Origin of the sequence: Acinetobacter thutiue, from assembly GCF_030385805.1 — a bacterium.
Lineage (GTDB): Bacteria > Pseudomonadota > Gammaproteobacteria > Pseudomonadales > Moraxellaceae > Acinetobacter > Acinetobacter corruptisaponis.
Genome location: NZ_JAUDZE010000001.1, coordinates 271,056 through 297,539 on the forward strand (window position 1 = coordinate 271,056; position 26,484 = coordinate 297,539).

Consider the following 26,484-nt stretch of genomic DNA (forward strand, 5'->3'; position numbering starts at 1 on the left):
TATAAATCACATCATTCAAGTTTTATCGTAAAAATTAGAGTGGTGGATCATAATGAGTAATGAGTTTGTATTTTCGATTAAGCGTATTCGTTTCGATGAAAATTATCGCCCATCAGACAATACACGTATCACCACCAACTTTGCCAATTTGGCGAGAGGTGAGCGTCGTCAAGAGAACTTACGCAATACATTAAAGATGATTGACAATCGTTTTAATGCTTTGGCACATTGGGATAACCCTAAAGCAGATCGTTATTCTGTCGAACTTGACATCATTTCTGTTGATATTGATGTGGAAGGCAAGGGCGAGACGTTTCCTACGATTGAAATCTTAAAAACCAATATTGTTGATCATAAAACCAATAAACGTATTGAAGGCATTGTTGGCAACAATTTTTCCTCTTATGTGCGCGATTATGACTTTAGTGTCTTACTGCCAGAGCATAACAAGAATCAAGCCAAGTTTAGCCTGCCAGAAAACTATGGCGAGCTTCATGGTAAAATCTTTAAGTCTTTTTTAAACTCAGAAGTTTATAAGTCTAATTTTGCCAAATCTCCTGTGATTTGCCTCAGTGTTTCAACCACCAAGACCTATCAGCGCACAAGCAATCAACATCCTGTACTTGGTGTGGAATATCAGCAGGACGATTATTCCTTAACTGATGAATATTTCGCAAAAATGGGCTTAAAGGTTCGCTATTTCATGCCACCAAATAGTGTTGCACCTTTGGCATTTTATCATCATGGTGATTTGTTGAGTGATTACACTGACCTTGAATTGATTGGCACGATTAGTACCATGGAAACTTTCCAGAAGATTTATCGCCCTGAAATTTACAATGCCAATTCGGTGGCAGCACAAAGCTATCAACCAAGTTTGAATTATCAGGATTTTTCACTGACTCAAATCGTCTATGACCGTGAAGAACGTAGCCGACTGGCGATTGAGCAAGGCAAATGGACTGAAGAACATTTTATCAAGCCATACCAAAATATCCTTGAGCAATGGGCTGCGAGCTACACCGATAAAACCGAAGCCGCTTAAATTCACCAATTATAGAAAAGATGATTGATCATGACGAAAATATTATTACCGACTTCAACTGCGGGTAGCTTGCCGAAACCATCTTGGATTGCAGAACCTGAGAAACTTTGGTCGCCTTGGAAATTAGAGGGCGATGACCTGATTCAAGGCAAACGTGATGCGTTGCTGGTATCCTTGCAGGAACAACTCCATGCAGGCATTGATATTGTCAGTGATGGTGAGCAGACCCGCCAACACTTTGTCACCACCTTTATTGAACATCTGCATGGCGTTGATTTTGAAAAACGTGAAACGGTCAGAATCCGCAATCGTTATGATGCCAGTGTCCCGACTGTATTTGATGCGGTTTCTCGTCAAAAGCCAGTTTTCGTGGAAGATGCCAAGTTTTTACGTCAGCACACCACACAACCAATTAAATGGGCATTGCCAGGTCCAATGACCATGATTGATACGCTGTATGATGCGCATTATAAAAGCCGTGAAAAACTGGCGTGGGAATTTGCTAAAATCCTCAATGAAGAAGCCAAAGAGCTGGAAGCGGCAGGTGTGGATATTATCCAGTTTGATGAACCTGCATTTAATGTATTCTTTGATGAGGTGAATGACTGGGGCGTAGCCACTTTGGAACGAGCCATTGAAGGGCTGAAATGCGAAACGGCTGTGCACATTTGCTACGGCTATGGCATCAAAGCCAATACCGACTGGAAAAAGACGCTGGGTTCAGAATGGCGTCAATATGAAGAAGCTTTTCCAAAACTACAACAGTCTAAAATCGACATTGTTTCACTGGAATGTCATAACTCTCGTGTGCCAATGGATTTGATTGAACTGATTCGTGGTAAAAAAGTCATGGTCGGTGCGATTGATGTGGCAACTAACAGTATTGAAACGCCTGAAGAAGTGGCAGATACCCTACGCAAGGCATTGCAATTTGTGGATGCGGATAACCTTTATCCATCAACCAACTGTGGTATGACACCATTATCTCGTGACGTTGCCAGAGGCAAGTTGCATGCGTTGAGTGCAGGTGCGGAAATTGTTCGAAAAGAAATCTTGGGCAAATAATTTAGAATTGAAAGCATGATGTAAAAGTGACCTGTTTAATGGGTGTTTAGGATTAAACAGGTCATTTTTATTGGGAATAAAATGATGATTGAAGCAATAGACTTTAGAAATGCAATGTCGTTGTTAAGCAGTGCGGTCAATGTCGTGACCACAGCAGGGACATCAGGTCGTTATGGTTTTACTGCATCTGCGGTGTGTGGTGTGTCGGATAGTCCTGCGACTTTATTGGTCTGTATGAATAGAGCTGCGAGTTCACATATCCATTTTATTGAGAATAAAATCCTAAGTGTCAATGTGTTGGCTGAACATCAGCAACATCTTTCTAATGCATTTTCCTCTAAAATTAGTCCAGAAGAGCGCTTTAAACAAGCCATTTGGACAGAACTGGAAACAGGTTCACCGATTTTAACAGATGCTTTAGTTAGCTTTGATTGTGAGATTGAGCAAATTCAGGAAGTGGGCACACATAGTATTTTTATCTGCCGTATTGTTGCAATTCAACAAAGTCAGCAAGAACAAGGCTTGGTTCATTTTAATCGTGCTTATTATCATGTCGGGCATCATGTGTCAGGCAAAACTCGTTCAATCTAACGCTGTATTTAACCTCCAATTTTTAAGCAAGTTTATTTCGGAATTTATCATCATCGTGGAATTAATCATTTTTTTTGCAATCGGCGCATTAGCTGGATTTGCCGCTGGGCTGTTTGGTGTGGGCGGTGGAACCATCATTGTCCCCATTCTTTATGTGGTCTTTACCCAAATGGGTTATGGCCCTGAAGTGATCATGCATATGGCTTTGGGAACCTCGTTGGCGACCATTATCGTCACCTCGATCAGTTCATTGATGGCGCACAATAAAAATGGAGCAGTTATCTGGTCAGTCTTTAAAAATCTAACGCCTGGCATGGCGGTTGGTTCATTTTTTGGAGCGGGGATTGCAGGATTATTGTCTGGCGCACATTTGCAACTGATCATTGGTGTTTTTGTGATCTGGGTCGCCTATACCATGTTTATGGGGGCAAAAAAACTCATAGATCAGACTAAACAGCTTCCATCCACTCCTAAACAAGTTGTTGCAGGGACAGGAATTGGTGTTGCCTCTGCAATTTTTGGGATTGGTGGAGGCAGCCTGACTGTACCTTATCTCAACCATTATGGTGTGGTAATGCAGAAAGCAGTGGGGACATCAGCCGCATGTGGTTTACCGATTGCCATCGCTGGCGCTTTGGGATTCATGTTTTTTGGAATGAAAGACCATATTCATGTTCCGAATAGTATTGGTTATGTCCATATTTATGCCTTTCTAGGCATTAGTGTCATGAGTTTTTTTACCGCAAAGCTGGGTGCAAAAGCGGCACATGCCTTATCACCAGCAGTGCTGAAAAAATGTTTTGCCGTCATGTTATGTATCGTGGGGTGTTTCTTCATTTTTAAGGGATTACATTGAGATAGATTTATTTGATTCCCGCTGATGAAAAGTCCACTCAGTAATCTGCACCCTTTAAATCTAATTTAAAGGGTGCTTTGCTATGGCTAAATATTCTCATAACTTTTGATAGGTTCGATGAATAAACTCACCGTCGTATTTATTCCCGCCACCAGCGTGTGTTTGCCTGTGGGGCTTCAAGATTTAGCATTTCGCCCATTTGTGGTGTACACACGACCACATCTTGATGCTCAGCCAATGCCACAATGCGTTCAAATGGATCATCCCAGACATGCAGTGCCAGATCAAAAGTTCCATTATGTATAGGCAAAAGATTTTTGCCTTTTAAGTCCAGATGGGCTTGTAGGGTTTGTTCAGGATGCATGTGGACATCAGGCCAATCCTGACCGTAAGCCCCTGTTTCGATCAACGTCATATCAAAAGGACCATAGTGTTCCCCAATTTCTTTAAAGCCATTAAAATAGCCTGTGTCTCCACTAAAGAATATACGCAGGTCATTATCAATAATGACCCATGATGCCCACAAGGTGGCATTGCTATCAGATATGCCACGACCTGAGAAATGGTGTGCAGGTGTCGCCACCAAATGTAGACCGTGAATATGGGTGTCTTGCCACCAGTCCAGTTGCTGGACTTTGTCCGCAGGTACGCCCCATTTGATCAAGGTATCTCCAACACCAAGCGGGGTGATGAAGTGTTCCACCTTATCCATCAGTTGCATGATTGCATCATGGTCAAGATGATCATAATGGTTATGCGACAAGATTACCCCTTTGATGGGTGGTAGCTCGGCAATGCTGATTGGTGGTAGGTGAAAGCGTTTTGGCCCGATCCATTGAAAGGGTGAGACACGTTTGGAAAATACGGGATCTGTCAGCCAAAATTCACCACGCAACTTTAATAACACAGTTGAATGTCCAAGCCGAAACAGGGAGCGATCAGGTGCGGCAAGTAATTGCTGCTGTGTGAGGATTATTATAGGAATGGGCTTGTTGGGTACAGTGCCAGCAGGTTTATTAAATGCAAAGCGCCACATAAGCTGCAAGGTCTTCCACAAAGTTGTTTTATGTAGGTTGGGGCTTAGATTCCAGAAGCGTCCATTACGTTTTTGAGAGGATAGTGGAGGTTTATTAATACCCTCTATGTTTTTATAGATCATATTCATCATATTTTACCTTTAACGGGATTGGGGTGGTTGATTTATAAAACTCATCACAGTAGGCAAAAGAGTAAACAGGATGAGATAAATCAGGTATTAATTAAATGAGTAATTAATCACTCATTAATTGGGTTTTAAAAATAAAGACATATGTCTTTATTTAAAAAGATAACTACATTACTGCTACGGCATGCCAAAATGCTTCAAAACCTGACTCACGATAGCTTTCAGCAGACATTGGGTCTTGCACCATAAAATTTATACTCACTTCAGCCATTGCGCCGAATATTGAACCGATAAAAAGCGGGGGATAGTCACGTAAACATCCCTTATCAACTTGATTCTGGATTGATTGGGTTAAGTCACAAAACGATTGCATCCCAATTTGTTTGCTTTGTTCAGTAATTTGTTCAGATGTTGACAGTTGTGCCATAACCTTACGTTTCTGGGGAGCACTGATTCCCCAGTTCAAATAGCTTTGCCAGACATGATGCATTTGTGCTTTAAGATTGGTGTCTGTAGGGTAACCCAACATCATGACGTGGCGTAGCTCAGCTTTTAAAGAAAGATAGAGCTGATTCAGCAGTTCTTCCTTACTGTTAAAATAGGTAAATAAGGTTCCCTCTGCAACACCTGCAAGCTTGGCGATCTTTGATGTGGGAGCGCGTTCGCCCATCTCAGCGAGTACTTCGACAGCCGCATTTAAGATAGCATCACGTTTATCATTACTGCGAGGGCGAGCCATAATATAAAAACATAAATGAGTGATTGCTCAATCATAGCTAAAATTAGATAAAGATCAAGAGTATTTTGTAAGGATATTTGGGTTGAGGGGGTAATATAATATTTATATTTCCTATTCAATCCCAGTATTTAGGTTTTGGCGGAGGTGTGGTCACATCAGATTTGGTATAAAGATGATGGGATAACAATGAGCTCCATAGCTTAATATAGCGGTTAAAGAACTCAGTTGTTTTGGCTGTATGGGCGGTAATGTGCATATCTTCAACCATGCCGCGTAAAACCCATTGCGTTAAAATAATAAGGTCTCCGACATTATCTATGTCAGATTTTGAGGCCAGGTAATGTTCTGCCGCATCTCTGGTGGTTTTGTAGGAAATAATCCATAAATTCTGTAGTTTTGCAGCAAGTTCAGGTTCATGTCTGCTGGCAACCAATAATTCCAGTAATGCAGAAGCTTCAGGAGTTTTTAACAAACTTGCTCCAGCCATAATCAGACTTTCAAGGCGGTCTTCCGAGTTCTCCATTTTTTTGATGATTTTACCCAAAGAAATATAGATTTTTTTGATCAACTGTTCCGCAGTTGCCTCCATCAATGCCGCTTTGGAGGGAAAATGGTGAATAGGTGCGCCTCTTGAAACTTGAGCGGTACTAATGATTTTACTAATTGTGGTGCCCGCATAGCCATCATTGACCAAACATTCTAGCGTTGCCTCAATTAAGCGTTCTCGCATGGCTTCACTACGTTCATGCTGGGTAAGTCTGGGAGCGGCTGATTTCACTGGGTTACACATTTTCAATTGGTTTTTTCGACTATAACAAATGAATAAATGGCCTGACAATATTGGCTTGACGACTTTAATATAGCATGATAAAAACATACCGTACGTCCGTATTGTAAATAAAAAGAAAGGCGTACCATTATTCTTTTAAATGATCTATGGAACTGAACAAAAATGAATACCATGTTGAATGCCGTGCATGTACCTGAACCGCTTAGCCCAATGATTCCCCGTACCTTATTTAGTGCGGAGCATGAGGCTTTCCGCACTACAGCCCGCCGTTTCTTTGAAACCGAAATTGCGCCATTCCATGAAAAATGGGCAGAGCAGCAACATATTGATCGACAACTCTGGAATCGGGCGGGTGAACTGGGTTTATTGTGCTGCACCATGCCAGAACAATATGGTGGGTCAGGGGTTGACCGTCTTTATTCGATGATTTTGATTGAAGAACAGGCACGGGTGGGTGATTCTGCATCTGGTTTTGCACTACATTCTGACATTGTTGCGAACTACATCAATAATTTTGGCAATGAAGAACAAAAACAGGCTTGGCTGCCGAAGATGGCAACAGGAGAGGTTGTTACAGCAATTGCCATGACTGAACCAGGAACTGGATCAGATTTACAGGCTATTCGTACGACTGCAATCGAAGACGGTGATGATTATATTATCAATGGTTCCAAAATCTTTATTACCAATGGCTATCTGTGTGATATGGCTGTAGTCGCGGTTAAAACAGGAACCAGCGAAAGTGGTGCGCAAAATGTCTCTCTCATGATTATTGAGGCAGACCGTGAGGGATTTAGTAAAGGTAAGCCACTTAAAAAGGTGGGTATGCACGGTCAGGATACTTGTGAACTGTTCTTTAATGATGTGCGTGTACCAAAGTCCAATTTGCTAGGTGTGGAGGGCATGGGCTTCTTTATGCTGATGAAAGAGTTGGCATGGGAACGCATGATGATTGGCATTATCTGTGCGGCAAGTGCAGAGAGTGCGCTGGCAACGACTGTTGAATATGTGAAATCTCGTAAAGCCTTTGGTAAACCTGTTGCGACTTTCCAGAACACCCGTTTCAAACTAGCGGAACTCCGTTCAGAAACACAGATTGCCCGTGTATTTGTAGATCGCTGTATGGAACAGATTTTAAAAAATGAATTATCGGTAGAAGCTGCCTGTGCGGCCAAGTATTGGGTATCTGATTTAGCCAGCAAGGTTGTGGATGAGTGCGTGCAGTTGCATGGCGGTTACGGCTATATGCTGGAATATCCAATTGCCCGTGCCTATCTGGATATTCGTCCGAACCGAATTTATGGTGGCACCAATGAAATCATGAAAGAGCTGATTTCACGCACCATTTAAAACATGAATTAATTTAAAAAGATAGGAAGAAAAATAACAATGTCGGAATTACGTTTTGATGGACGAGTGGCAATTGTCACAGGTGCGGGTGGTGGTTTAGGGCGACAACATGCACTGACACTGGCGGCACGAGGCTGTAAGGTGGTGGTCAATGATTTGGGCGGTAGCGCTCATGGAGCTGGTCATTCCTCATCGGCTGCGGATAAGGTGGTGGAGGAAATCCGTGCGATGGGCGGTGAAGCGGTTGCCAATTACGATTCAGTGGAAAATGGTGAGGCAATCGTACAAACCGCTCTCGACCATTTTGGTACAGTGGATATTGTCATCAATAATGCGGGGATTCTGCGTGATGTCAGTTTTGCCAAAATGACTGAGCAGGACTGGGATTTAGTCATGCGGGTACATCTCAACGGCAGTAAAAGTGTTTCCCATGCCGCTTGGCCTATCATGCGTGAAAAAGGTTATGGTCGAATTATCATGACCACCTCTGCGGCAGGTATCTACGGCAATTTTGGGCAAGCCAATTATTGTGCAGCTAAACTGGGAATTTTAGGCCTTGCCAACTGTCTGGCAGAAGAGGGTCGCAGTAAAAATATTTTCGTCAATACCATTGCGCCTTTGGCAGCATCACGTTTGACTGAAACGGTGATGCCTCCTGAGTTACTGGCATTGCTGAAACCCGAAGCGGTCAGTCCTCTGGTGGCATGGTTATGCCATGAAAACTGTAAAGAGACCAAGGGATTGTTTGAAGTCGGTGCAGGCTTTATCGCCAAGTTACGCTGGGAACGTACGGTTGGTCATTCGTTTCCCAATAATCGTGAATTTAATGTGGATGACGTTGCAGCACGCTGGAATAAAATCACTGACTTTAATGAATCAACCCATCCAGACAGCACCACTGAATCTTTTACCCCAATTTTAGATGGGATCAACCACCCAAGTTTGGGCGGTAATGAATTTATTGATTTGGATGAGGCAGCTAAGGCGGAACTGGTGCTGGAGTCATCTTACGATGAAAGGGACCTGTCCCTGTATGCACTGGGAATTGGTGCAGCACGTGATCCACTGGACAAGTCCGAGTTGAAATATGTGTATGAACTGGGTGAGTTTGCGGCCATTCCAACCTATGGTGCGATGCCGCAACTGAATGCCATGCTGGCTGCTGCCAAAACAGGAACCTTTAGTTTACCTGGCATGAACTTTGGTTTTGATCGCCTGCTGCATGGTGAGCAGTATATGGAGATCAAGCGTCCATTACCTCCACATGCCAAATTGCGCCACGTATTCAGGTTTAAGGAAGCATTCGATAAAGCACCAAATGCTGTAGTCACTTTTGCGATTTCTACTCAGGATGAATCTGGCGAGGAAATTGCCTACAACGAAATGACATCCTTTGTACGAGGTGCAGGTGGCTGGGGCGGTGACCGTGGTCCATCAGGTGAGGTGAATACGCCACCAGACCGTGAACCAGATGCGATCATTGAAGAAAAAACCGATGCCAACCAGACCTTGTTGTATCGCCTGTCAGGGGACTGGAATCCGTTGCATGCCGATCCTGACTTTGCCAAGGCTTTTGGTTTTGAAAAACCGATCCTGCATGGCATGTGTACTTTCGGCTATTGTGGCCGTCATGTGATCAAGGCATTTTGTAATAACGATGAGCGTTATTTCAAGAGCATCAAGGTACGTTTTGCCAAGAGTGTATTTCCTGGTGATACGCTGGTCACCAAAATGTGGAAAGAGTCGGACAACCGTATCATCTTTGAAACCAGTGTCAAAGAGCGTAATGAAGTTGTCATTAAAAACGCTGTGGTTGAACTATATTCAGAGATTCCAAAAGCGGCAGCGAAGCCAAAAGTGGTGAATCAACAGACCGAAGTGGTTAGCCAAAGCACTGAACCAGACCGTTTAATTGCCAGTGATGTGTTTAAAGTGGTTGCAGATTATGTGGCGCAACATCCTGAACTGGTGGATAAAACCAAAACAGTATTTCTGTTTAAGCTGAAAAACCCTGAATCCGTGTGGACGCTGGACCTGAAAAATGGAAAAGGTGCATGCCAAAAAGGTGAAAGCGAAAAAGCTGACGTGATACTGGAAATGAACGAGGAGCATCTGGAAACTGTGGTCACCAGTTCATTGGCTGATGTGCAAAAACTGTTTTTTGGTGGTCAGTTAAAAATTGGCGGTAATGTCATGGCTTCCAATAAACTGACTGTGCTACAGGACATCAACACAGCATGTTATCAGGAAGTGAAACAGCAACGACTTGCCAGTGTAGGTACTACAACATCGAATGAACAAGCTGAAACTGCCCAAAACACTGAAATTACATTGGTGGACATCTTTAGCGCCGTGAATGACTATCTGAATGGAAAAGGTGATTTGGCAGAAAAAACTAAAACCACATTCCAGTTCCGTATCCATAACCCAGATTCAAACTGGTTTATTGACCTGAAAAATGGCAAAGGTAGTGCAGGGGCAGGCGATATAGACAAGCCTGACGTGACTTTGGATATGGATGAGCAACATATTCCAACCGTGTTTGGTGGCTCACTGGCTGATGTGCAAAAACTGTTCTTTGGCGGTCAGCTCAAGATTGCAGGCAATGTCATGGCATCAAATAAATTAACCGTGCTACAGGACATGGGACAGCAGCGTATTGAGGCAGCACGGGATAAGCGTATTGCTTCAGGCGCAGGTTCTCAGGCAATAACAGCGAATAGCCCAGAACCTAAAAAATCGATGGATGCAAATGCTGTACTGATTTTTGCTGCCCTGCAAAAGCAAATTGAACAGATTCCAGCCAAGACAGGACGTATTCAATTTAATATCACTGAACCCGCAGCACAATGGACAGTCGATTTTGCACAGGCCGCTGTAACGCAAGGTGAGGCTGAGCAGGCTGATGTCACTTTTAGTCTGAGTGATAGCAGTTTACTGGAAATTGTACAGGGCAAACGTAACAGCCGTGACCTATATCAACGTGGCGAACTACGTGTCGATGGCGACATTACACTCACCCAGCAATTACAAAACCTGATTGGCTTAATTTAAGAGGATAACCGCATGAAACGCCGTGTAAATGTAATCGGGGTCGGGATGACCAAATTCGCCAAGCCAGGTTCAAACCCAGAATATTATGAAATGGCGCGCGAAGCGGGACAGCTTGCCCTAAAGGATGCAGGCATTAGCTATAACGAAGTCGAACAGGCCTTTGCGGGCTATGTCTATGGTGACTCAACCTGTGGGCAACGTGCCGTGTATGAATTGGGATTGACAGGGATTCCTGTGGTTAATGTCAATAACAACTGTTCAACTGGTTCAAGTGCCTTGTTTCTGGCGCGTCAGGCGATTGAGGGTGGTTTGGCAGAGTGCGTGATTGCCATTGGCTTTGAAAAAATGGAAAAAGGGGCATTAGGGGCAAAGTTTAACGACCGTGAAACCCCGATGGCACAACATGCTCAAGTGATGGTTGATGTACAGGGCTTTAATTCCGCACCGCCTGCCGCCCAAATGTTTGGCGGTGCAGGACGTGAATATCGCTGGTTGCATGGCACCAAAAAGGAAACTTTCGGCAAAATCGCTGAAAAAGCCCGTAAACATGCCAGTAATAATCCTTATGCCTTGTTTGGTCAGGTGTTGTCACTGGAAGAAATTATGGCTTCTGACGAAGTGTTTGACCCACTCACCCGTTTTCAGTGTTGTCCACCGACCTGTGGCGCAGGCGCTGCGATTCTCTGTTCAGATGAATTTGCCAGAAAACATGGCATCAGCAATCCTGTATATATTGCTGCCCAAGCCATGACTACCGATTATGCCAGCAGTTTTGATGAAAAGAGCATGATTAAAATGGTCGGTTATGACATGACCAAAAAAGCCGCCCAGCAGGTCTATGAAATGGCAGGGATTGGGGCAGAAGATGTCGATGTGATTGAGCTACATGACTGTTTCACTGCCAATGAATTGTTGACCTATGAGGGTTTGGGCCTATGTGTCGAGGGTACGGCAGAACAGTTTATTTGGGATGGTGACAATACCTATGGTGGCAAATATGTCACCAACCCATCAGGTGGTTTGCTGTCCAAGGGACATCCGCTTGGTGCAACGGGTTTGGCACAGTGTACGGAACTGGTGTGGCAATTGCGTGGTACAGCCGAAAAACGTCAGGTTGAGAATGCCCGAATTGCCTTGCAGCATAATCTGGGCTTGGGCGGAGCATGTGTGGTGACGATGTATCGTCGGGATTAACAGGTTGTAAGGGCGTTTTATATCTCGGATCGAAAGGGATATAAAACGCTGCGCATTGTAGATAAGGATATTGTCATGGGAATATTGCATAAAAAATGGTTGAAAAAAAACGCCTATCCCGTGTTGTTGCCGACACGGCGGGACATTCAATTTAACTTGCCAGCCGATAAAATCATGAATTGGCATACGGATGCTGGGAATATCTTCACAGCCTTGCTCAATACCTTTTCGATTGTACTGCCCGTTGGCGAACGTTTCTTTATTGATGCAGTACGGGCCCATCGCGACATGATTACCGACCCTGACCTAAAAAAGGCCGTGACCGCATTTATTGGTCAGGAGGCCATGCATGGACGCGAACATGAAGCCTACAATGCGGCATTGTTTGCCTGTAGTCCGATTGCGCCCAAGTTTGAACAACTGGTCAGTGATATTTTTGTGCTGCTAAAAAAATACCTGCCACCCCATATGTGGCTGAGTGGCACGATAGCCCTTGAGCATTTTACTGCCTTACTGGCGGATAGTTTATTAACAGAACCACGTCTTTTTGAAGGGGCTGATCCTGATTTTGAGGCAATCTGGCGTTGGCATGCCCTGGAGGAAACCGAACACAAGGCGGTTGCGTTTGATGTCTGGGATACAGTGAAAGGACGGGGGTTAGTGGCATATGGTGAGCGTAGTCTAGGCTTGGTGATTGCAACAGTGTTATTTTGGGGATTGGTGATTCCCACTTTTTTGATCATGCTCAAGGATGAAAGAAAACTCACTGATTTAAAAGGCTGGCGTAAATTTTACCGCTATACCTTTGGTGATATTGGTGCGTTACGGATTCAGCTCATAAATTATATTGATTATTTTCGCCCTAATTTTCATCCTTGGGATCATGACAATCGTAGGTGTCTGGAACAGATCAATAACCTATATAAATAATGAATTTTCAACAAGTCATTAAATGAGGATAAGGCCTAAACATTTTTATGAATGCTTGGGCTATCAAATTATTGGGCAATCCACTTATATGAACGTGGACATCTCCACACTCAGGAAAGCTGCAATAACGATACAGCAAAGGCTTCACTAAAACAGAATTCGTTCAGCCTAAAATAACAACATGGCAACCAAGGTGGCTTGGTGCTATCTACTGATTCCTTTACAGTCTTGAACTTATCAGGGCGTAAATGCTCAGGCATCATTACCCATGCTGAGGATCTTGGCGTAAACTTTTAATAAGTGAGGCGCACATCACTATCAACAAAATTGAGATGGGGAAGACTGCAATCACACATGCGGTTTTAATGGCAGATAGTCTCTTTACCTTTACGCGTGATTCTTGATCCATCAGCATTGAAAGCTGAGCCCTGGCATTAGAATAATTCCAACTGATCATTTTTAAATTCCATTCATTATTTTATAGATAGGCCTAAAAGATAAAAAAGAGTGCAAGTTGGCTCAATCGATTTATTCTCAATCTCTAATGATTTTTTTTCAAGGATGGAATCAATGGATATAGCATTTGAAAAGCTGAGTAGGTGTTTTAGGGTATATCAACCATTGAAAAATAGATGAAAAAATCAATGATATGAATGGTTGGTATAACGTTCATCAGGCAGTGCACGCTTTGTTCGTTTAAAGGTATCAAACTTTTAGTTGATACTTTTTTATTCACTTGACAGTTTTAAATTTTGTATTTGATACTTTACGCCATTAGAAAATCAAAAGAGATAAATGGATTGGTCAAGCCTCTACATCAGAGAATAATTCCAGAAACCTACGTACAGCTTCTGTTTGAATATCTGGAAACACAGGGGCATGACCCTGAAAGCGTACTGGGTGAAGCCTGGCCCACGCCAAATTTGAATGGCCTTGGTGGCGTTGCGGTTGAGCATTGGCAAAGCCTTTTGGAAACAGTCAGAAGCTATTTAAATGATCCCCTGATTGGTCTGCATGTGGGCCAAACCATTACGGCCCGTCATCTCGGGGTTTTGGGAGCAGTACTTTCAGCATGTGATAATTTTTTCACAGCAATGCAGCGTTTTGAACGTTATCAGCGGCTGATCTTTGATGTGGTGCCAGCAAATATCAAGATTCTTGATGACTATGTGGAACTCACTTGGGATATTGAAGAGTATCAGGCGGGTGGTTTGGTTGATGAAACGGGGCGTACTGTGATGGTCCAGTTTGGCCGTAGTCTGATTCGGGGTAAAGATAGCTTACGAGCGGTGCATTTTATCCATGAACAGCCAGAAGATATCAAACCTTATGAAGATTATTTTGGTTGTCCCGTGCTTTTTGAGCAGCCCGTTCCACTGATTCGTTTTGGTCTGGAAATGCTAAGTCTGCCATTAAAAACACCTGATGCAACACTGGTGGCCATATTGGATAAACATGCTGACCAGTTGATTGCAAGCTTGCCTTATGTGGATGAGATGATTGAGCAGGTGCGCAAACATATTGCCCATTTGCTGCATCAGGGTGAACCTGATATTGATCAACTTTTGGATCATTTGCATTATTCCCGCCGTACCTTGCAGCGACGTTTGACAGAAGCGGGCACCAGCTTCCGTAAGGAACTGAATTTTGTGCGTTATGAACTGGCAAAGTCCTACCTGAAAGACCAGAGGTTACAGATTGTGGAAATTGCATTGTTACTGGGGTATTCAGAACATAGCGCCTTTACCCGAGCCTATAAGGAATGGTCAGGTAAAACACCGCAACAGGAGCGGGAACAACTTACGATTTAGTTTTAAAATTGAAAGCTTATTTTTATAGAGTAGAGAGTTAGGTTAAAAATATTCATGAATTAATTTGACAGCCACTAGTTTTGTTAAAAATAAAACCCCTTGTTTTTACAAGGGATTTTTTATTGCATTGATGACTATAATATTTTCAAGTTAATAGGTATTTATTATTGATAAACTCCTACTGAATCATTTGTTCTTAATAATTGGCTTTTAATGTTAAAAGAAAACTACGTGGCTCACCGTAGAAATTACCATAACCAGGATAGCCAATTGTGCTGTAATAAGTTTTATCAAAGATATTATTGAGATTAAGTGCAACATTCCATTTGGGATTAATATCATAAGCGATACGAGCAGACCAAATAGCATATTGGGGCTGGACAATTTCAATAGCGTTCCATGCACCATCAAATTTCTGAGTTACTGGATTAAAAGCTCTCACTGATCCCTTGGCATAGTTTTTACTTTGTGCAGTTACGCCTCCACCCACTTCCAGACCATCAATGATCTGATCAAGTTGGTAGGTTGTCCATAGTTTTAACAGATGTTTAGGGGTATAAGTATTATATGGATTATTGGTATTATCTTTCTTCTCATTTTTATTATAGGTATATCCCATAGAAAAGTTCCAGTCTGGAGTAATATTTCCATTTAACTCAATATCAACACCTTTACTCTCCATCGTACCAGTACCAATATAACAGCATGAGGAATTACTGTTCGGAATACTCGCCCGTGTGTTATAGACTGCTTCCTTTTCTTTTTTAATATTAAAGTAGGCTATTGATGCAAGTAGACTGGAGTTAATTTGATGTTTAAAACCAAACTCAATATTTTTCCCTGTTAATGGATCAAGTCCAGGACCATCGACAGAGACTAAATAATTACGCTGGTTTTTATAGATTTCTGCAAAACTTGCGTAGGCTGTTGTTGAGGGCAAAATATCATAAGTAATACCGTAATAAGGAACAAATTTTTTGTCTTCTGTATAGGTATTACGAATATTTGTATTATGGTTTTCTATGGCTAATTCATTTTTAAATGTATATCGACCACCAACAATAAGGGCTAAATCATCAATAGGACGTAATTTAAAAGAACCATAAAGTGCAGATTGGCGACTTTCATTGGTATTGTCTGTTTCCCATGCAGCAGGTGGATAATCCCATTCTGGTGGGGCAACACGATTAATTGCATTACCATCAGCATAGTAGGTCCAGTTCTGTTTATAATCTTTTTGATTATTGGTATGGTCAATACCTAAAATAACGTCATGTTTTTGTTCAAATAGATTAAAGCTACCTTGTAGGTTTAAATCCAGTGTGGTTTCTTTAAAGTTAGTATCATCCTGATAACGCCACCATTGATTTTCATGTGTGGAATAACTTACAGCTCCTTCCATCTCTGCGCCATTGATATTGTCATTTCCAATATTGTGGCGAAGATTCAGTTGTGTTTTCCAGTTGTCATTAATTTGATGTTGTAGGTTGGCAAATACAGAAATGTTTTCCCGTTCGATCCATCCCCACGGAGCTCCCATGGTCGTGCTGCGGGGTAGATGCATATCTGCGCCATCTTCCCAGCGAGGTAAACTGGCGTTAAAAGCATCTGTCTTATCTTTCTGATAGCTTGCGCCTGTAAATAATGTTGTTTCTGGCAATAGGTCAAAGCTTAAAGCACCATAAACCATTTCACGGCGGTTATGGGCAGGTTTGTAGAAAAAGTCTTGATCATGGAAAACTGTAACTAAACGGCCTTTAATGCTTTGGTCCTGTGTCAAAGAACCTGTTGCATCCAATTCTCCACGATAATTATTCCAGCTACCCGCAGAAACTGTTCCATTAATCTCCGTTTCTGCTTTTGGACGTTTTGAGGTCAGATTAATAACGCCACCCGCTTCACCTGCACCGAATAAACCATCTGCACCCCGTAGCACTTCAACAGAATCATACTGGGCTAAATCTGCACTGTTACTACGATCCTGTAAACTTGCCGTACTGCCGCCGTCATAACGAATATTTTCGATCTTTAAGCCACGCGCACTATAATTATTATTTAGCCATAGCTGCTCACGTGTTACACCTGTTGTTTGTAGTAGCACATCATCAAGTGTTTTTAAACCTTGTTCATCAATACGCTGTCGAGACATGACCGTCACTGACTGTGGGATTTCTTTAATATCCTGAGCAGATTTTCCAATATTTGCTACATTTTGTTGATTAGCTGCTTTTATTGAAATCGTTGGAAGTTGTGTCGAATTACTTTCGTGTATAGTGCTTGTATTTCTGCTTTGCTGTGCCTGAGTATGGATAGGTTCCAAAACAACCACTTTAGGCGAATTTTCAGGTTTAATGTCAATGGAACGAATGGTGTATCCACCATTATTTAGTTTGACTGCTTCAAATGTAGATGATTTAAGCAATTGTTCTAGAGCTTCATCTACAGCGTAATTTCCTTTCAGTGAAACACTCTTGATCTTTGCAAGGGCAGTGGTGTCGTAACTAATCGTCGTACCTGTCTGAATGGCCAACTGCTTGAGTGCCTGATCCAGTGTGGTTTGGGCAATGGAAATACTATAAACATTTGCGGCATACACAGAACTGGCGCTGATACTGGTGACAATAACGGGTATACCCCATAATACTGCACGTATTGCCAAAGCCAATCTACTTTTTGCCTGATCATCTTTCATGTGGTTTTCTCGACTGGGAGTATATTTCTCTATAAGTCGGATCAGCCCAGAAAAAGGATCAAATTTTTATCTTTTTTTTATTTTTAATAGATAAGGGCTATAGTAGCTCAGCTCAAGCTGATGGGTATATGCCAGTGTTTCCAGGCTTTGCTGGGTGTTTTGCAGTGAAAATACTCCAGAAATATGGATATCTTTTAGCTCAGGATCAATGAAGTAAGTACCTTTCTTATAACGATAAAGTTCATCAAGAACTTTTTGCAATGGCCATTGTTCTACCACTAAAAGATGCTGTGTCCAATAGGGTTTGTCATTTTCAAGGGCAATTGGTTTTGAAATATGACTGCTATCGAAAAAAGCGCGCTGACCCTGTTGCAGAATCTGACGTTGGGAAGAGGCCTGCGGCTGGATGGCAACGGCATGTTGATACACTTTCACTTTTGTTTGTTCGCGATGTTCCTGACGAACTGTAAACTGGGTACCCAGTGCTTCGACAGAGCCATTCTGGGTTTCAACCATAAATGGACGATGTTGAGGGTCTTTCGCAGTCTGAATATAAATTTCACCTTCAATCAGTTTAATCTGCCGAATCTGCTGGGAAAAATTCACCTGAATATAACTATCACTTGCCAAAATTAACTGTGAACCATCTTTTAAGGGAATGGTTTTAATTTCACCAATTTCAGTATGATAATCAGATTGCCATTTTGCCCAAGGCATCAAATACATCGCTAAACCCAGTACAAATAGTCCTGAAAGGCTGAACAGCATATTCCGTTTTGTCGTCTGGTTAAATTTTTGATTGGACTGCACTAAAGATTCAGAGGGAAAGTTATTTGCAAGTCCTGTTAAGCCTTGCGTGAATTTTTCAATCTGTTGAATTGCTAAAGCATGTTGTTTTTTTTCTGCTTTCCATTGTTCAAATTGTTGCTGCTGGATTTCTGTCATTTCCCCAGAATGTAATAGCACCAGCCAGTCTGCGGCTGCGTCCAAGACATGAGGTGGAATTTTAGAGAAATGAGACATAGCGTCAATAATTTATGCGTTTAACTTGCCTGATTATAAAGGCTTATGCAGGCCAGAAAAGCCTGTTTCATATCTCTTTTTACAGTTGCTTCGGAAATATTCATTTTTTCGCTAATGGCTCGATAGGTCATTCCATCCAGTTGCGACATTAAAAAAACCTGGGCTGTACGGGTTGGAAGTTTTTCCAGCATTAAATGAACCTGATACAAGGTTTCCCTGATACACACCTCATGTTCAGCCGATGGAGAGTATTCTTCGGGCAGTTGTGCCAGGGCATCCAGATAAAGATATTCCACATGCTGGCGTCGCCAATGATCAATAATCACATGCTTGGCGATCCCCATCAGCCATGCCTGAGGTTCCTTAATTTTTTCAAAGCAATATTCACTTTTTAAGGCACGATAAAAAACTTCCTGACTCAGGTCTTCTGATTGATGGTGATGCTGGAGCTTATGTTTAAACCATGACAGCAAGGTGGTTTGTTGAGACCGATAAATTTCACTAAACCATAACTGTTTTTCTACATTCAGGTTCATAGCAGGGAGTCCACAAATTGGCTGGAAGATGTGCAATTAAAGGAGAATTTAAAAATGTTTTTAAATAATAATGATAATTGTTCTTAATATCAATAGAATTGTATACAAAATTTTACATAAAGAAATGATCTGGTTTGGCGTGTTATTCGACTAATCCAATAGAGGGACTTTTTGTTTCCCTGATCTTCCACCTGATGAATGCTTTTTAGTTTGACCAAGTAGAGAATGTAATGAGTAAGCAACCTCTTGATTTAACAACACACCCACATTCTCAGCAGAATAAAATCAAATGGCTGATAGGAATTATCCTTTTAATGTTCCTAATATTATGGGGCTGGAATTACTGGAAAAAATCTCAGGCTGAAAAACAGGACTCGTTTAGCCAATGGAGCAAACCCGTTTCTGTGCGTGTGGTGGGGGCGCAGCGAGGCGACTTGCAACTTGAGATTAAAGCGATTGGTACAGTCGTTCCTGCTAATTTGGTCAATGTACAAAGTCAGGTTTCAGGTGTATTGCAAAAAATCTATTTTCAAGAGGGACAATACATTCAGAAAGGGCAGTTACTGGCACAGATTGACCCTACGCCATTTCAGGTCACATTGGCCCAGGCTCAAGGTACACAGCAACAAAACTTGGCTCAGTTACACAATGCACAGAGCGAATTGGTACGTTATCAATTGCTGTATAGACAGGACTCGATTGCCAAGCAACAGGTTGATCAACAACAAGCATTGGTGAATCAGCTTAAGGGACAAATACAGGCCAATCAGGCACAAGTTGATGCAGCCAAACTGCAACTGTCTTATACCAAAATTTATGCGCCGATTGATGGTCGGGTCGGGTTTCGCCTGAAAGATGCTGGCAATTTGATACAGGCCAATGAAGCAACAGGTCTGTTGAGTATTACTCAGGTTCATCCCATCTATGTCCAGTTCTCAGTGGCTGAAAACTATCTGGATATTGTTCGTGAAGCGTCTAAAAATAAACAAAGTATCCGTGTGAGTGCTTGGGATCGTACCGAACAAAAACAACTGGCGACAGGTTCGGTACAAGCACTGGATAATCAAATTGATCTCAATACAGGGACGCTTAAAGTTAAAGCTGCCTTTGCCAATACTGATGATGCTTTATTTCCTAATCAATTCGTCAATGTCCGTTTAAATGCCAAGACACTGCATAATGCTGTGCATTTGCCAAGTGATGCTATTCAGCATGGGGCAAAAGGAACCTATGTCTATATTATCAATAAAGAAAATAAAGCCGAAGTTCGGATGCTTAAACTGGGTATGGTTTCACAAGGGCAAACGGAAATTGTTGAAGGTTTACAAGGCAATGAGCGTGTCGTTTTAGAAGGCATTGACCGTCTTTCAGAGGGGCAGGAAGTTCAGGTGGTTCAGGATGATCATGCAAATCCAGCGCAAGCAAAAACTGTGGCTGGATAATGAAATGAATATCTCAAGATTCTTTATCCTGCGACCCGTAGCAACCACATTATTGATGTTGGCACTGTTTTTCAGTGGCTTACTGGTCTGGCGTTTATTACCTGTGTCTGCCTTGCCGCAGGTCGATTATCCCATTATTCAGATTTATACCTTTCAACCTGGGGCAAATCCAGACACTGTCCAGCGCACCATCACTTCGCCTTTAGAACGGGAAATGGGCAAGATTGCTGGCTTAAAACAAATGTCATCCAGTAGTTCAGTCGGTGCATCGGTGATTACCCTACAATTTGAACTGAGTGCTGAACTGGGGATCGTTGAGCAAGAAGTGCAGTCGGCTTTAAGTACCGCCAGCAGCAAATTGCCAAATGATTTACCGACACCGCCGATTTATCGTAAGGTCAATCCTGCCGATGTGCCTGTCATTACATTGGCGATTAGTTCAGATACATTGCCATTAACCACAGTCTACGACATGGTTGATACCCGAGTGGCGCAAAAGCTGTCACAACTTTCAGGTGTGGGCATGGTCAGTTTGGCTGGCGGGCAGCGTCCAGCGATTCGGGTACAGATGAATCCGAGTGCATTGGCCGCGTTTAAGTTGAGTACAGAAGATGTCCGCACTGCGATTTCGGCAGCCAATGCCAATCAACCCAAAGGTAGTTTTGATGGGCCGTATCGTTCTACCATGCTTGATGCCAATGATCAGATGCGTTCCGTTGCAGACTATGAGAATTTAATTTTACGTTGGAATAATGGCGCACCAATTCGCTTAAAAGATGTTGCGCAAGTTATTGAGGGCAGTGAAGATCGTTATATGGCAGCATGGGCAGATAGCCAATCTGCGATTTTAGTCAATATACAGCGCCAGCCGAATGCCAATGTGATCGAAGTGGCAGATCAAATTAAAAAAATACTACCAGAGCTGCAACAAAACCTCCCAGATAACGTGCATATCCGTGTGCTGACTGACCGCACTGAAAGCATTCGTAGCTCAATTAAAGATGTACAAAAAGAATTGGTTTTCGCCGTTTGTTTGGTAGTGCTGGTTACATTCTTATTCTTGCGCAATTTTGCCGCAACCCTGATTCCAAGTGTTGCTGTGCCACTGTCGATTATTGGTACCTTTGTATTGATGTATTTCCTTGGTTTCTCGGTCAATAATTTGACTTTAATGGCGCTGACCATTGCCACGGGTTTTGTGGTGGATGATGCCATTGTGATGCTAGAGAACATTGCACGGCATCGGGAGTCTGGGGAAAGTATGTTACAGGCGGCTTTAAAAGGCTCCAAGGAAATTGGTTTTACCCTGATTTCACTCACGGTTTCCCTGATCGCAGTTTTGATTCCTTTGCTGTTTATGGGGGATGTGGTTGGACGTTTATTCCATGAATTTGCGGTGACATTGGCTGCTGCGATTGCAATTTCACTGCTAGTATCGCTGACACTAACTCCAATGATGTGTGCCTATCTACTCAAAGACTCGGCAAAGCATACAGAGAAAACGAGTCGATGGAATCTTGATTGTGTGATTGGGCACTATGCCAAATTACTACAATGGGTGCTGCGACATCAAACCTTGACCCTAATGGTGATGTTTGCAACGGTGGTTTTGGCAGGACTTCTATATTGGTTTATCCCTAAAGGCTTTTTCCCTGTTCAGGACAATGGTGTGATTCAAGTCGTAACTGAAGCACCAGATCAGATTTCTTTTCAGGCGATGAGTGAACGTCAACATGCGTTGGCAAACGTCATTCTAAAAGATCCTGCGGTGGCCAGTTTGTCCTCCTTTATTGGTATAGATGCCAATAATCCAAAGTTAAGTAATGGACGTATTCTGATCAATTTAAAACCGCATGCTGAACGTGATCAAGCTGCTGAAGTGATTGCTCGGTTACGTGAAGACTTTGCCCAAGTTCAGGGAATCAAAGGTTGGATGCAACCTGTACAAGAGTTAAGTATTGAAGACAAAATTAGCCGTACCCAATATCAACTGAGTTTGACTGCACCGAAAGCCCAGCTATTAGAGCAGTGGACACCTAAATTGGTACAGGCATTGGCACAACATGCTGCATTTGTAGAGGTCACCAGTGAGGATTCAGGTCAAGGTTTACAAGCCTATATTGAGGTCAATCGTGATGCAGCAGCACGTCTAGGTCTAAGCGTTGAAGATATTAGTTTGGCTTTGCAAAATTTATTTGCGCAACGCCAAATAGCGACTTTATATACTCAGTCAAATCAATATCGAATTGTATTGGAACTCGACCCTAAATTAACTCAAGGCATCGAAGCGCTTAATCAAACCTATATTCATAACAGCAGTGGGCAAGCGATTTTATTAAGCTCTGTTGCAACGATTGCGCAACAACATGCACCGATTATTTTACAGCACCAGTCTCAATTTCCTACGGTTGGAATTTCGTTTAATTTGGCCAAGGATGTCTCCTTAGGCGAGGCAATTGAAGCGATTGATCAGGTTCAGCAAAGTCTTGATTTGCCTCCTGAGCTAGATTTGCAATTACAAGGCGCGGCAGCAGCGTTTAAAAATTCTCAGCAACATACCTTGTGGTTAGTGATTGCCGCCATTGTGACTATGTACATTGTTTTGGGGATGCTTTACGAGAGTTTTATTCATCCGATTACCATTCTTTCTACTTTGCCCTCCGCTGCGATTGGTGCCTTGTTGGCACTGTTTATGGTCAATCAACCACTGGATATGATCGCCCTGATTGGGATTATTTTATTGATTGGTCTGGTCAAGAAGAACGGCATTATGATGGTTGATTTTGCCTTGGCTGCCCAGCGCAATCAGGGTTTATCTGCTGAACAGGCCATTTATCAGGCTGCATTATTACGCTTTCGCCCCATCTTGATGACTACACTAGCCGCATTGGTTGGTGCAATTCCACTGATGCTCGCTTCAGGTTCAGGCGCTGAGTTACGCCAGCCTTTAGGGATTGTGATGGTAGGCGGTTTATTGGTGAGTCAGGTTCTAACCTTATTTACCACGCCTGTGGTGTACCTGTTCTTTGATGGACTAAAGCAGGATCAAGATAAATCTGTCGTATCAAATCAGGCAGGGACATGCGAATGAACCTGCTGTCTATTTTTATTCATCGTCCTGTAGCCAGTATTTTGCTTGCAACTGCCATTGTCCTGCTTGGGGTATTGGCTTACTGGCGTTTGCCTGTGGCGGCACTGCCACAGGCAGATATTCCAACCATTGTGGTACGTGCTAATTTACCTGGTGCCAGCCCTGAAAGTATGTCCGCAACGGTGGCGACCCCCTTGGAACGCGCCATGATGGGCGTGTCTGGGGTAAAGGCGATTAATTCATCCAGTAATCAAAGTTCGACACAGGTGGTTTTGCATTTTGATTTAAATACCGATATCAATGAAGCGGCACGTGAGGTTCAGGCTGCGATTAATGTGGCAATGTCACAGTTACCCTCAGGTATGCCAAGCCCACCCGAATATTTCAAGATTAATCCCAGCCAAAGCCCCATTTTCTATTTGGCGCTGAGTTCACCACAGCTTTCAGCAGGCAAGCTGTATGAGATTGCATCCAATCAATTACAGCCCAATCTGGCACAAATCAGTGGTGTTGGTGAAGTGGAGATTGATGGTGCATCCATGCCCGCCGTGCGCATAACCATTAATCCAAATGCACTGATTTCTATGGGCGTTTCATTAGAACAGGTGCGACAGGCAGTTGCGAACAGTAATGTGGTGCAAGCATTGGGTGTGGTTGAGCAACAACAATTGCGTTGGCAAGTGGCGCTCTCAACCCAGTTAAAAACAGCGCAGGATTTTGCCAATCTGGTGATTAAGCAAACTGATGCTGGCATGGTACGTTTAAAAGATATTGCGGAGGTGACGGACTCAGTTGAAAACCGTTATGTCAGTGGTTTTCATAATGGTCAGCCTGCGGTTATTTTAAAAATCAGCCGTCAGCCAAATGCCAATACCATTGCCACGATTGATCAGATTCAGGCCAGATTGCCTGCTCTAAGTCGATTAATCCCAAGTGATGCAAAATTAACTGTGGTGATGGATGGCTCGAATATTGTACGTGCCAGTTTGAGTGAAGCACGGGATACCTTGATTTTCTCCATGCTGTTGGTTGTGATCGTGGTGGTATTGATGCTGGGGCGATTGCAAAGTGCCGTGATTCCAGCGATGGCATTGCTGGTCACCTTGGTTGGTGTTTGTAGTCTGATTTATCTGGCTGGTTTTTCTCTCAATAATCTTTCGATTATGGCGATGATTGTCGCCATTGGCTTGGTCGTGGATGATGCCATTGTGGTGTTAGAAAATATTGAGCGATATATCGAACAGGGATGTGCTCCACTCCAAGCGGCTGTAAAAGGTATTCAGGAAGTTGGCTTTACCTTGATCGCCATGAACTTGGCGTTGATGGTGATTTTCCTTTCTGTTTTGTTTATGGGTGGCGTGATTGAACGTCTGTTTAGAGAGTTTTCGCTGACCTTGGTCTTTGTGATTGTGTTCTCTGTATTTGTCTCTCTTGTTTTAACCCCGAGTTTATCGGCACGTTGTTTAAAACCTTTGGCCAATCATCAGCCGCAAAAACTTTATCGTTATAGTCATGACATTATCCAAAAGCTGACCCAGTCTTATATTGGTTCTTTAAGGTGGGTGTTAAAGCATGGCTATCTCATTATGGTGTTTTGGTTAGGTGCAATTATTGCTTCGGTCTACTTATATGATTTACTGCCCAAACGTGTGTTGCCTGAACAAGATACAGGGCGTGTTGGGGCATTCATTCGGGGCGATGATGGTTTTTCTTTTCAAATTATGCAGCCCAAAATCGCTGCTTTTACTCAAGCCCTGATTGCTGATCCTGCGGTTCAGGATGTGGTGGGTACCTCTGGCGGTGGAGGTGGGATGACCAACTCATTTCTGATGGTGAGTCTTAAACCGAAAGCCGAACGAGATGGATTAAGCTCCAAAGAAGTTGTTGAGCGGTTAAAGCGCAATGCACCTTGGCAAGCAGGTGCCGTTTTTTCTGCCAGTGTAGAACAGGATTTACAGTTGGATGATCCTTTTGCTAGTGGCAATGCTCAGGAATATTTACTCTTGCTGCAATCGGATCATGTGGGGCTGCTGCGTGAATGGGCGCCTAAAGTTGCTGAAGCCATGAAAAAACTGCCTGAGTTAGACGAAGTCGAAACACAGGGCGATGAGGGGGCACAGCATGTCACGTTGGATATTGATCGTGAAGCAGCAAAGCGTTTGGGTGTCGATATTGAAAGTATTGCCAGTGTGCTGAATAACTCCTTTTCACAGCGTCAGATTTCCACCATTTATGATCAGAATGATCAGTTTCATGTGGTGATGGAAGTAGATCGTCATTTTACTGAACATCCTGAGGCCTTGGCAGATGTCAAAGTACCTAATCAACAAGGCGACTCTGTGCCTTTAAGCAATTTCGCCACATGGTCTTATGGGATTAGTAACGATCGAGTTCATCGCCGTAATCAATATGCAGCAATGGGTGTTGGCTATGTGATAAAAGAGGGCTATAGCTATGAACAGGCTGATGCCGCGATTCGAAGTGTGTTACCCACAATCATGTTGCCTAAAGAGATTTTTATAACCACAGATCGGGATGTAGAAAGTGAAAGCTTACAGGCAGGGCTGAGCACACCTGCTTTGATTGTTGCAGTGATCATGCTGATTTTTATTGTTCTTGGTGTGACTTATGAAAGTATTGTGCACCCATTTACGATTCTATCGACCATTCCAACGGCTGCTTTGGGGGCTTTATTCAGTTTATGGCTGTTTAACATTCCGTTTAGTCTGATTGCCTTATTAGGCCTGTTTTTACTGATCGGGATTGTGGTGAAGAATGCCATATTGTTGATTGATTTTACTATTCAACAACGCCGTCAAGGTCACACGGCGATGGATGCCGTCATTGCGGCAGCGACTTTACGTTTTCGTCCTATTCTGATGACCAACACGGCTGCTTTATTGGGGGCAATCCCGCTGGCATTGGGTTGGGGTGAGGGTGCTGAAATGCGCCAGCCTTTAGGTGTTGCCATTGTCGGTGGACTGGCTTTGGGGCAACTTTTAACCTTGTATACCACACCTGTGATGTATTTAATTTTGGAAAAGATTGCTCAGTTGTTTAAAAACTTGATGATGAAATTTAATGTTTTTCATTGGAGCAAATAGGAAGTC

At 42.9% G+C, this 26,484-nt stretch carries 18 protein-coding genes and 1 pseudogene; 12 read left to right on the forward strand and 7 right to left on the reverse strand.

Annotation, left to right across the window (positions count from 1 at the left end; translation table 11 throughout):
• The first annotated feature begins 52 nt into the window (after window positions 1-52).
• The 4 genes from QTA56_RS01350 (at window position 53) to QTA56_RS01365 (ending at window position 3,557) form a co-directional block, all read left to right on the forward strand.
• Entirely contained in the window at window positions 53-1,045 is a 993-nt protein-coding gene (locus QTA56_RS01350; protein WP_267979159.1) for a DUF1852 domain-containing protein, read from the forward strand.
• 30 nt (window positions 1,046-1,075) lie between these two features.
• Window positions 1,076-2,110, forward strand: coding sequence for a methionine synthase (locus tag QTA56_RS01355; protein WP_267979160.1), 1,035 nt, complete (start codon window positions 1,076-1,078; stop codon window positions 2,108-2,110).
• Window positions 2,111-2,194: 84 nt separating this feature from the next.
• Window positions 2,195-2,701, forward strand: a complete 507-nt coding sequence (locus QTA56_RS01360) for a flavin reductase family protein (RefSeq protein WP_267979161.1) — start codon at window positions 2,195-2,197, stop codon at window positions 2,699-2,701.
• 55 nt (window positions 2,702-2,756) lie between these two features.
• Complete coding sequence (locus tag QTA56_RS01365; RefSeq protein ID WP_267979162.1) at window positions 2,757-3,557, forward strand: sulfite exporter TauE/SafE family protein; 801 nt, start codon at window positions 2,757-2,759, stop codon at window positions 3,555-3,557.
• Window positions 3,558-3,696: 139 nt separating this feature from the next.
• Here QTA56_RS01365 and QTA56_RS01370 read toward each other — a convergent pair whose 3' ends face one another.
• From QTA56_RS01370 to QTA56_RS01380, 3 genes are all read right to left on the reverse strand, one after another.
• Complete coding sequence (locus QTA56_RS01370) at window positions 3,697-4,716, reverse strand: MBL fold metallo-hydrolase (RefSeq protein ID WP_267980008.1); 1,020 nt, start codon at window positions 4,714-4,716, stop codon at window positions 3,697-3,699.
• A 172-nt stretch (window positions 4,717-4,888) separates the two neighbouring features.
• Window positions 4,889-5,461, reverse strand: coding sequence for a TetR/AcrR family transcriptional regulator (locus QTA56_RS01375; protein WP_267979163.1), 573 nt, complete (start codon window positions 5,459-5,461; stop codon window positions 4,889-4,891).
• Window positions 5,462-5,576: 115 nt separating this feature from the next.
• Entirely contained in the window at window positions 5,577-6,239 is a 663-nt protein-coding gene (locus QTA56_RS01380; RefSeq protein WP_267979164.1) for a TetR/AcrR family transcriptional regulator, read from the reverse strand.
• A 183-nt stretch (window positions 6,240-6,422) separates the two neighbouring features.
• Here QTA56_RS01380 and QTA56_RS01385 point away from each other — a divergent pair, with 183 nt between their 5' ends.
• From QTA56_RS01385 to QTA56_RS01400, 4 genes are all read left to right on the forward strand, one after another.
• Window positions 6,423-7,601, forward strand: a complete 1,179-nt coding sequence (locus QTA56_RS01385; protein ID WP_267980009.1) for an acyl-CoA dehydrogenase family protein — start codon at window positions 6,423-6,425, stop codon at window positions 7,599-7,601.
• Between the two features lie 39 nt (window positions 7,602-7,640).
• Window positions 7,641-10,655, forward strand: coding sequence for a peroxisomal multifunctional enzyme type 2 (locus tag QTA56_RS01390; protein ID WP_267979165.1), 3,015 nt, complete (start codon window positions 7,641-7,643; stop codon window positions 10,653-10,655).
• A gap of 12 nt (window positions 10,656-10,667) precedes the next feature.
• Window positions 10,668-11,849 (forward strand): lipid-transfer protein, encoded by a 1,182-nt coding sequence (locus tag QTA56_RS01395; RefSeq protein WP_267979166.1) that lies wholly within the window; start codon window positions 10,668-10,670, stop codon window positions 11,847-11,849.
• A gap of 75 nt (window positions 11,850-11,924) precedes the next feature.
• Window positions 11,925-12,779 carry a metal-dependent hydrolase gene (locus tag QTA56_RS01400; protein WP_267979167.1) on the forward strand — a complete coding sequence of 285 codons (855 nt, stop codon included), beginning with the start codon at window positions 11,925-11,927 and terminating at the stop codon, window positions 12,777-12,779.
• Window positions 12,780-12,889: 110 nt separating this feature from the next.
• Here QTA56_RS01400 and QTA56_RS01405 read toward each other — a convergent pair.
• A pseudogene (locus tag QTA56_RS01405) lies at window positions 12,890-13,155 on the reverse strand (hypothetical protein); the annotation flags it as partial.
• Between the two features lie 424 nt (window positions 13,156-13,579).
• Between QTA56_RS01405 and QTA56_RS01410 the strand changes: the two are divergent.
• Window positions 13,580-14,590 carry an AraC family transcriptional regulator gene (locus tag QTA56_RS01410; protein ID WP_267979168.1) on the forward strand — a complete coding sequence of 337 codons (1,011 nt, stop codon included), beginning with the start codon at window positions 13,580-13,582 and terminating at the stop codon, window positions 14,588-14,590.
• Window positions 14,591-14,786: 196 nt separating this feature from the next.
• Here the strand turns inward: QTA56_RS01410 and QTA56_RS01415 are convergent, their stop codons facing one another.
• The 3 genes from QTA56_RS01415 to QTA56_RS01425 all read right to left on the reverse strand — a co-directional run bounded on the left by QTA56_RS01415 (window position 14,787) and on the right by QTA56_RS01425 (window position 18,841).
• Entirely contained in the window at window positions 14,787-17,282 is a 2,496-nt protein-coding gene (locus QTA56_RS01415) for a TonB-dependent siderophore receptor (RefSeq protein WP_267979169.1), read from the reverse strand.
• Between the two features lie 66 nt (window positions 17,283-17,348).
• Window positions 17,349-18,305, reverse strand: coding sequence for a FecR family protein (locus QTA56_RS01420; protein ID WP_267979170.1), 957 nt, complete (start codon window positions 18,303-18,305; stop codon window positions 17,349-17,351).
• Between the two features lie 20 nt (window positions 18,306-18,325).
• Window positions 18,326-18,841 carry a sigma-70 family RNA polymerase sigma factor gene (locus tag QTA56_RS01425; protein ID WP_267979171.1) on the reverse strand — a complete coding sequence of 172 codons (516 nt, stop codon included), beginning with the start codon at window positions 18,839-18,841 and terminating at the stop codon, window positions 18,326-18,328.
• A gap of 230 nt (window positions 18,842-19,071) precedes the next feature.
• Between QTA56_RS01425 and QTA56_RS01430 the strand changes: the two genes are divergently transcribed.
• Genes QTA56_RS01430 through QTA56_RS01440 form a run of 3 tightly spaced genes read left to right on the forward strand, consistent with a single transcriptional unit; the run spans window position 19,072 to window position 26,478 of the window.
• Window positions 19,072-20,283: an efflux RND transporter periplasmic adaptor subunit gene (locus tag QTA56_RS01430; RefSeq protein WP_267979172.1), complete on the forward strand. Its 1,212-nt coding sequence runs from the start codon at window positions 19,072-19,074 to the stop codon at window positions 20,281-20,283.
• A 4-nt stretch (window positions 20,284-20,287) separates the two neighbouring features.
• Window positions 20,288-23,374 carry a multidrug efflux RND transporter permease subunit gene (locus tag QTA56_RS01435; protein ID WP_267980010.1) on the forward strand — a complete coding sequence of 1,029 codons (3,087 nt, stop codon included), beginning with the start codon at window positions 20,288-20,290 and terminating at the stop codon, window positions 23,372-23,374.
• Window positions 23,371-26,478, forward strand: a complete 3,108-nt coding sequence (locus QTA56_RS01440) for an efflux RND transporter permease subunit (RefSeq protein WP_267979173.1) — start codon at window positions 23,371-23,373, stop codon at window positions 26,476-26,478. Before QTA56_RS01435 ends, QTA56_RS01440 begins: the two co-directional genes overlap by 4 nt.
• Window positions 26,479-26,484 lie beyond the last annotated feature (6 nt).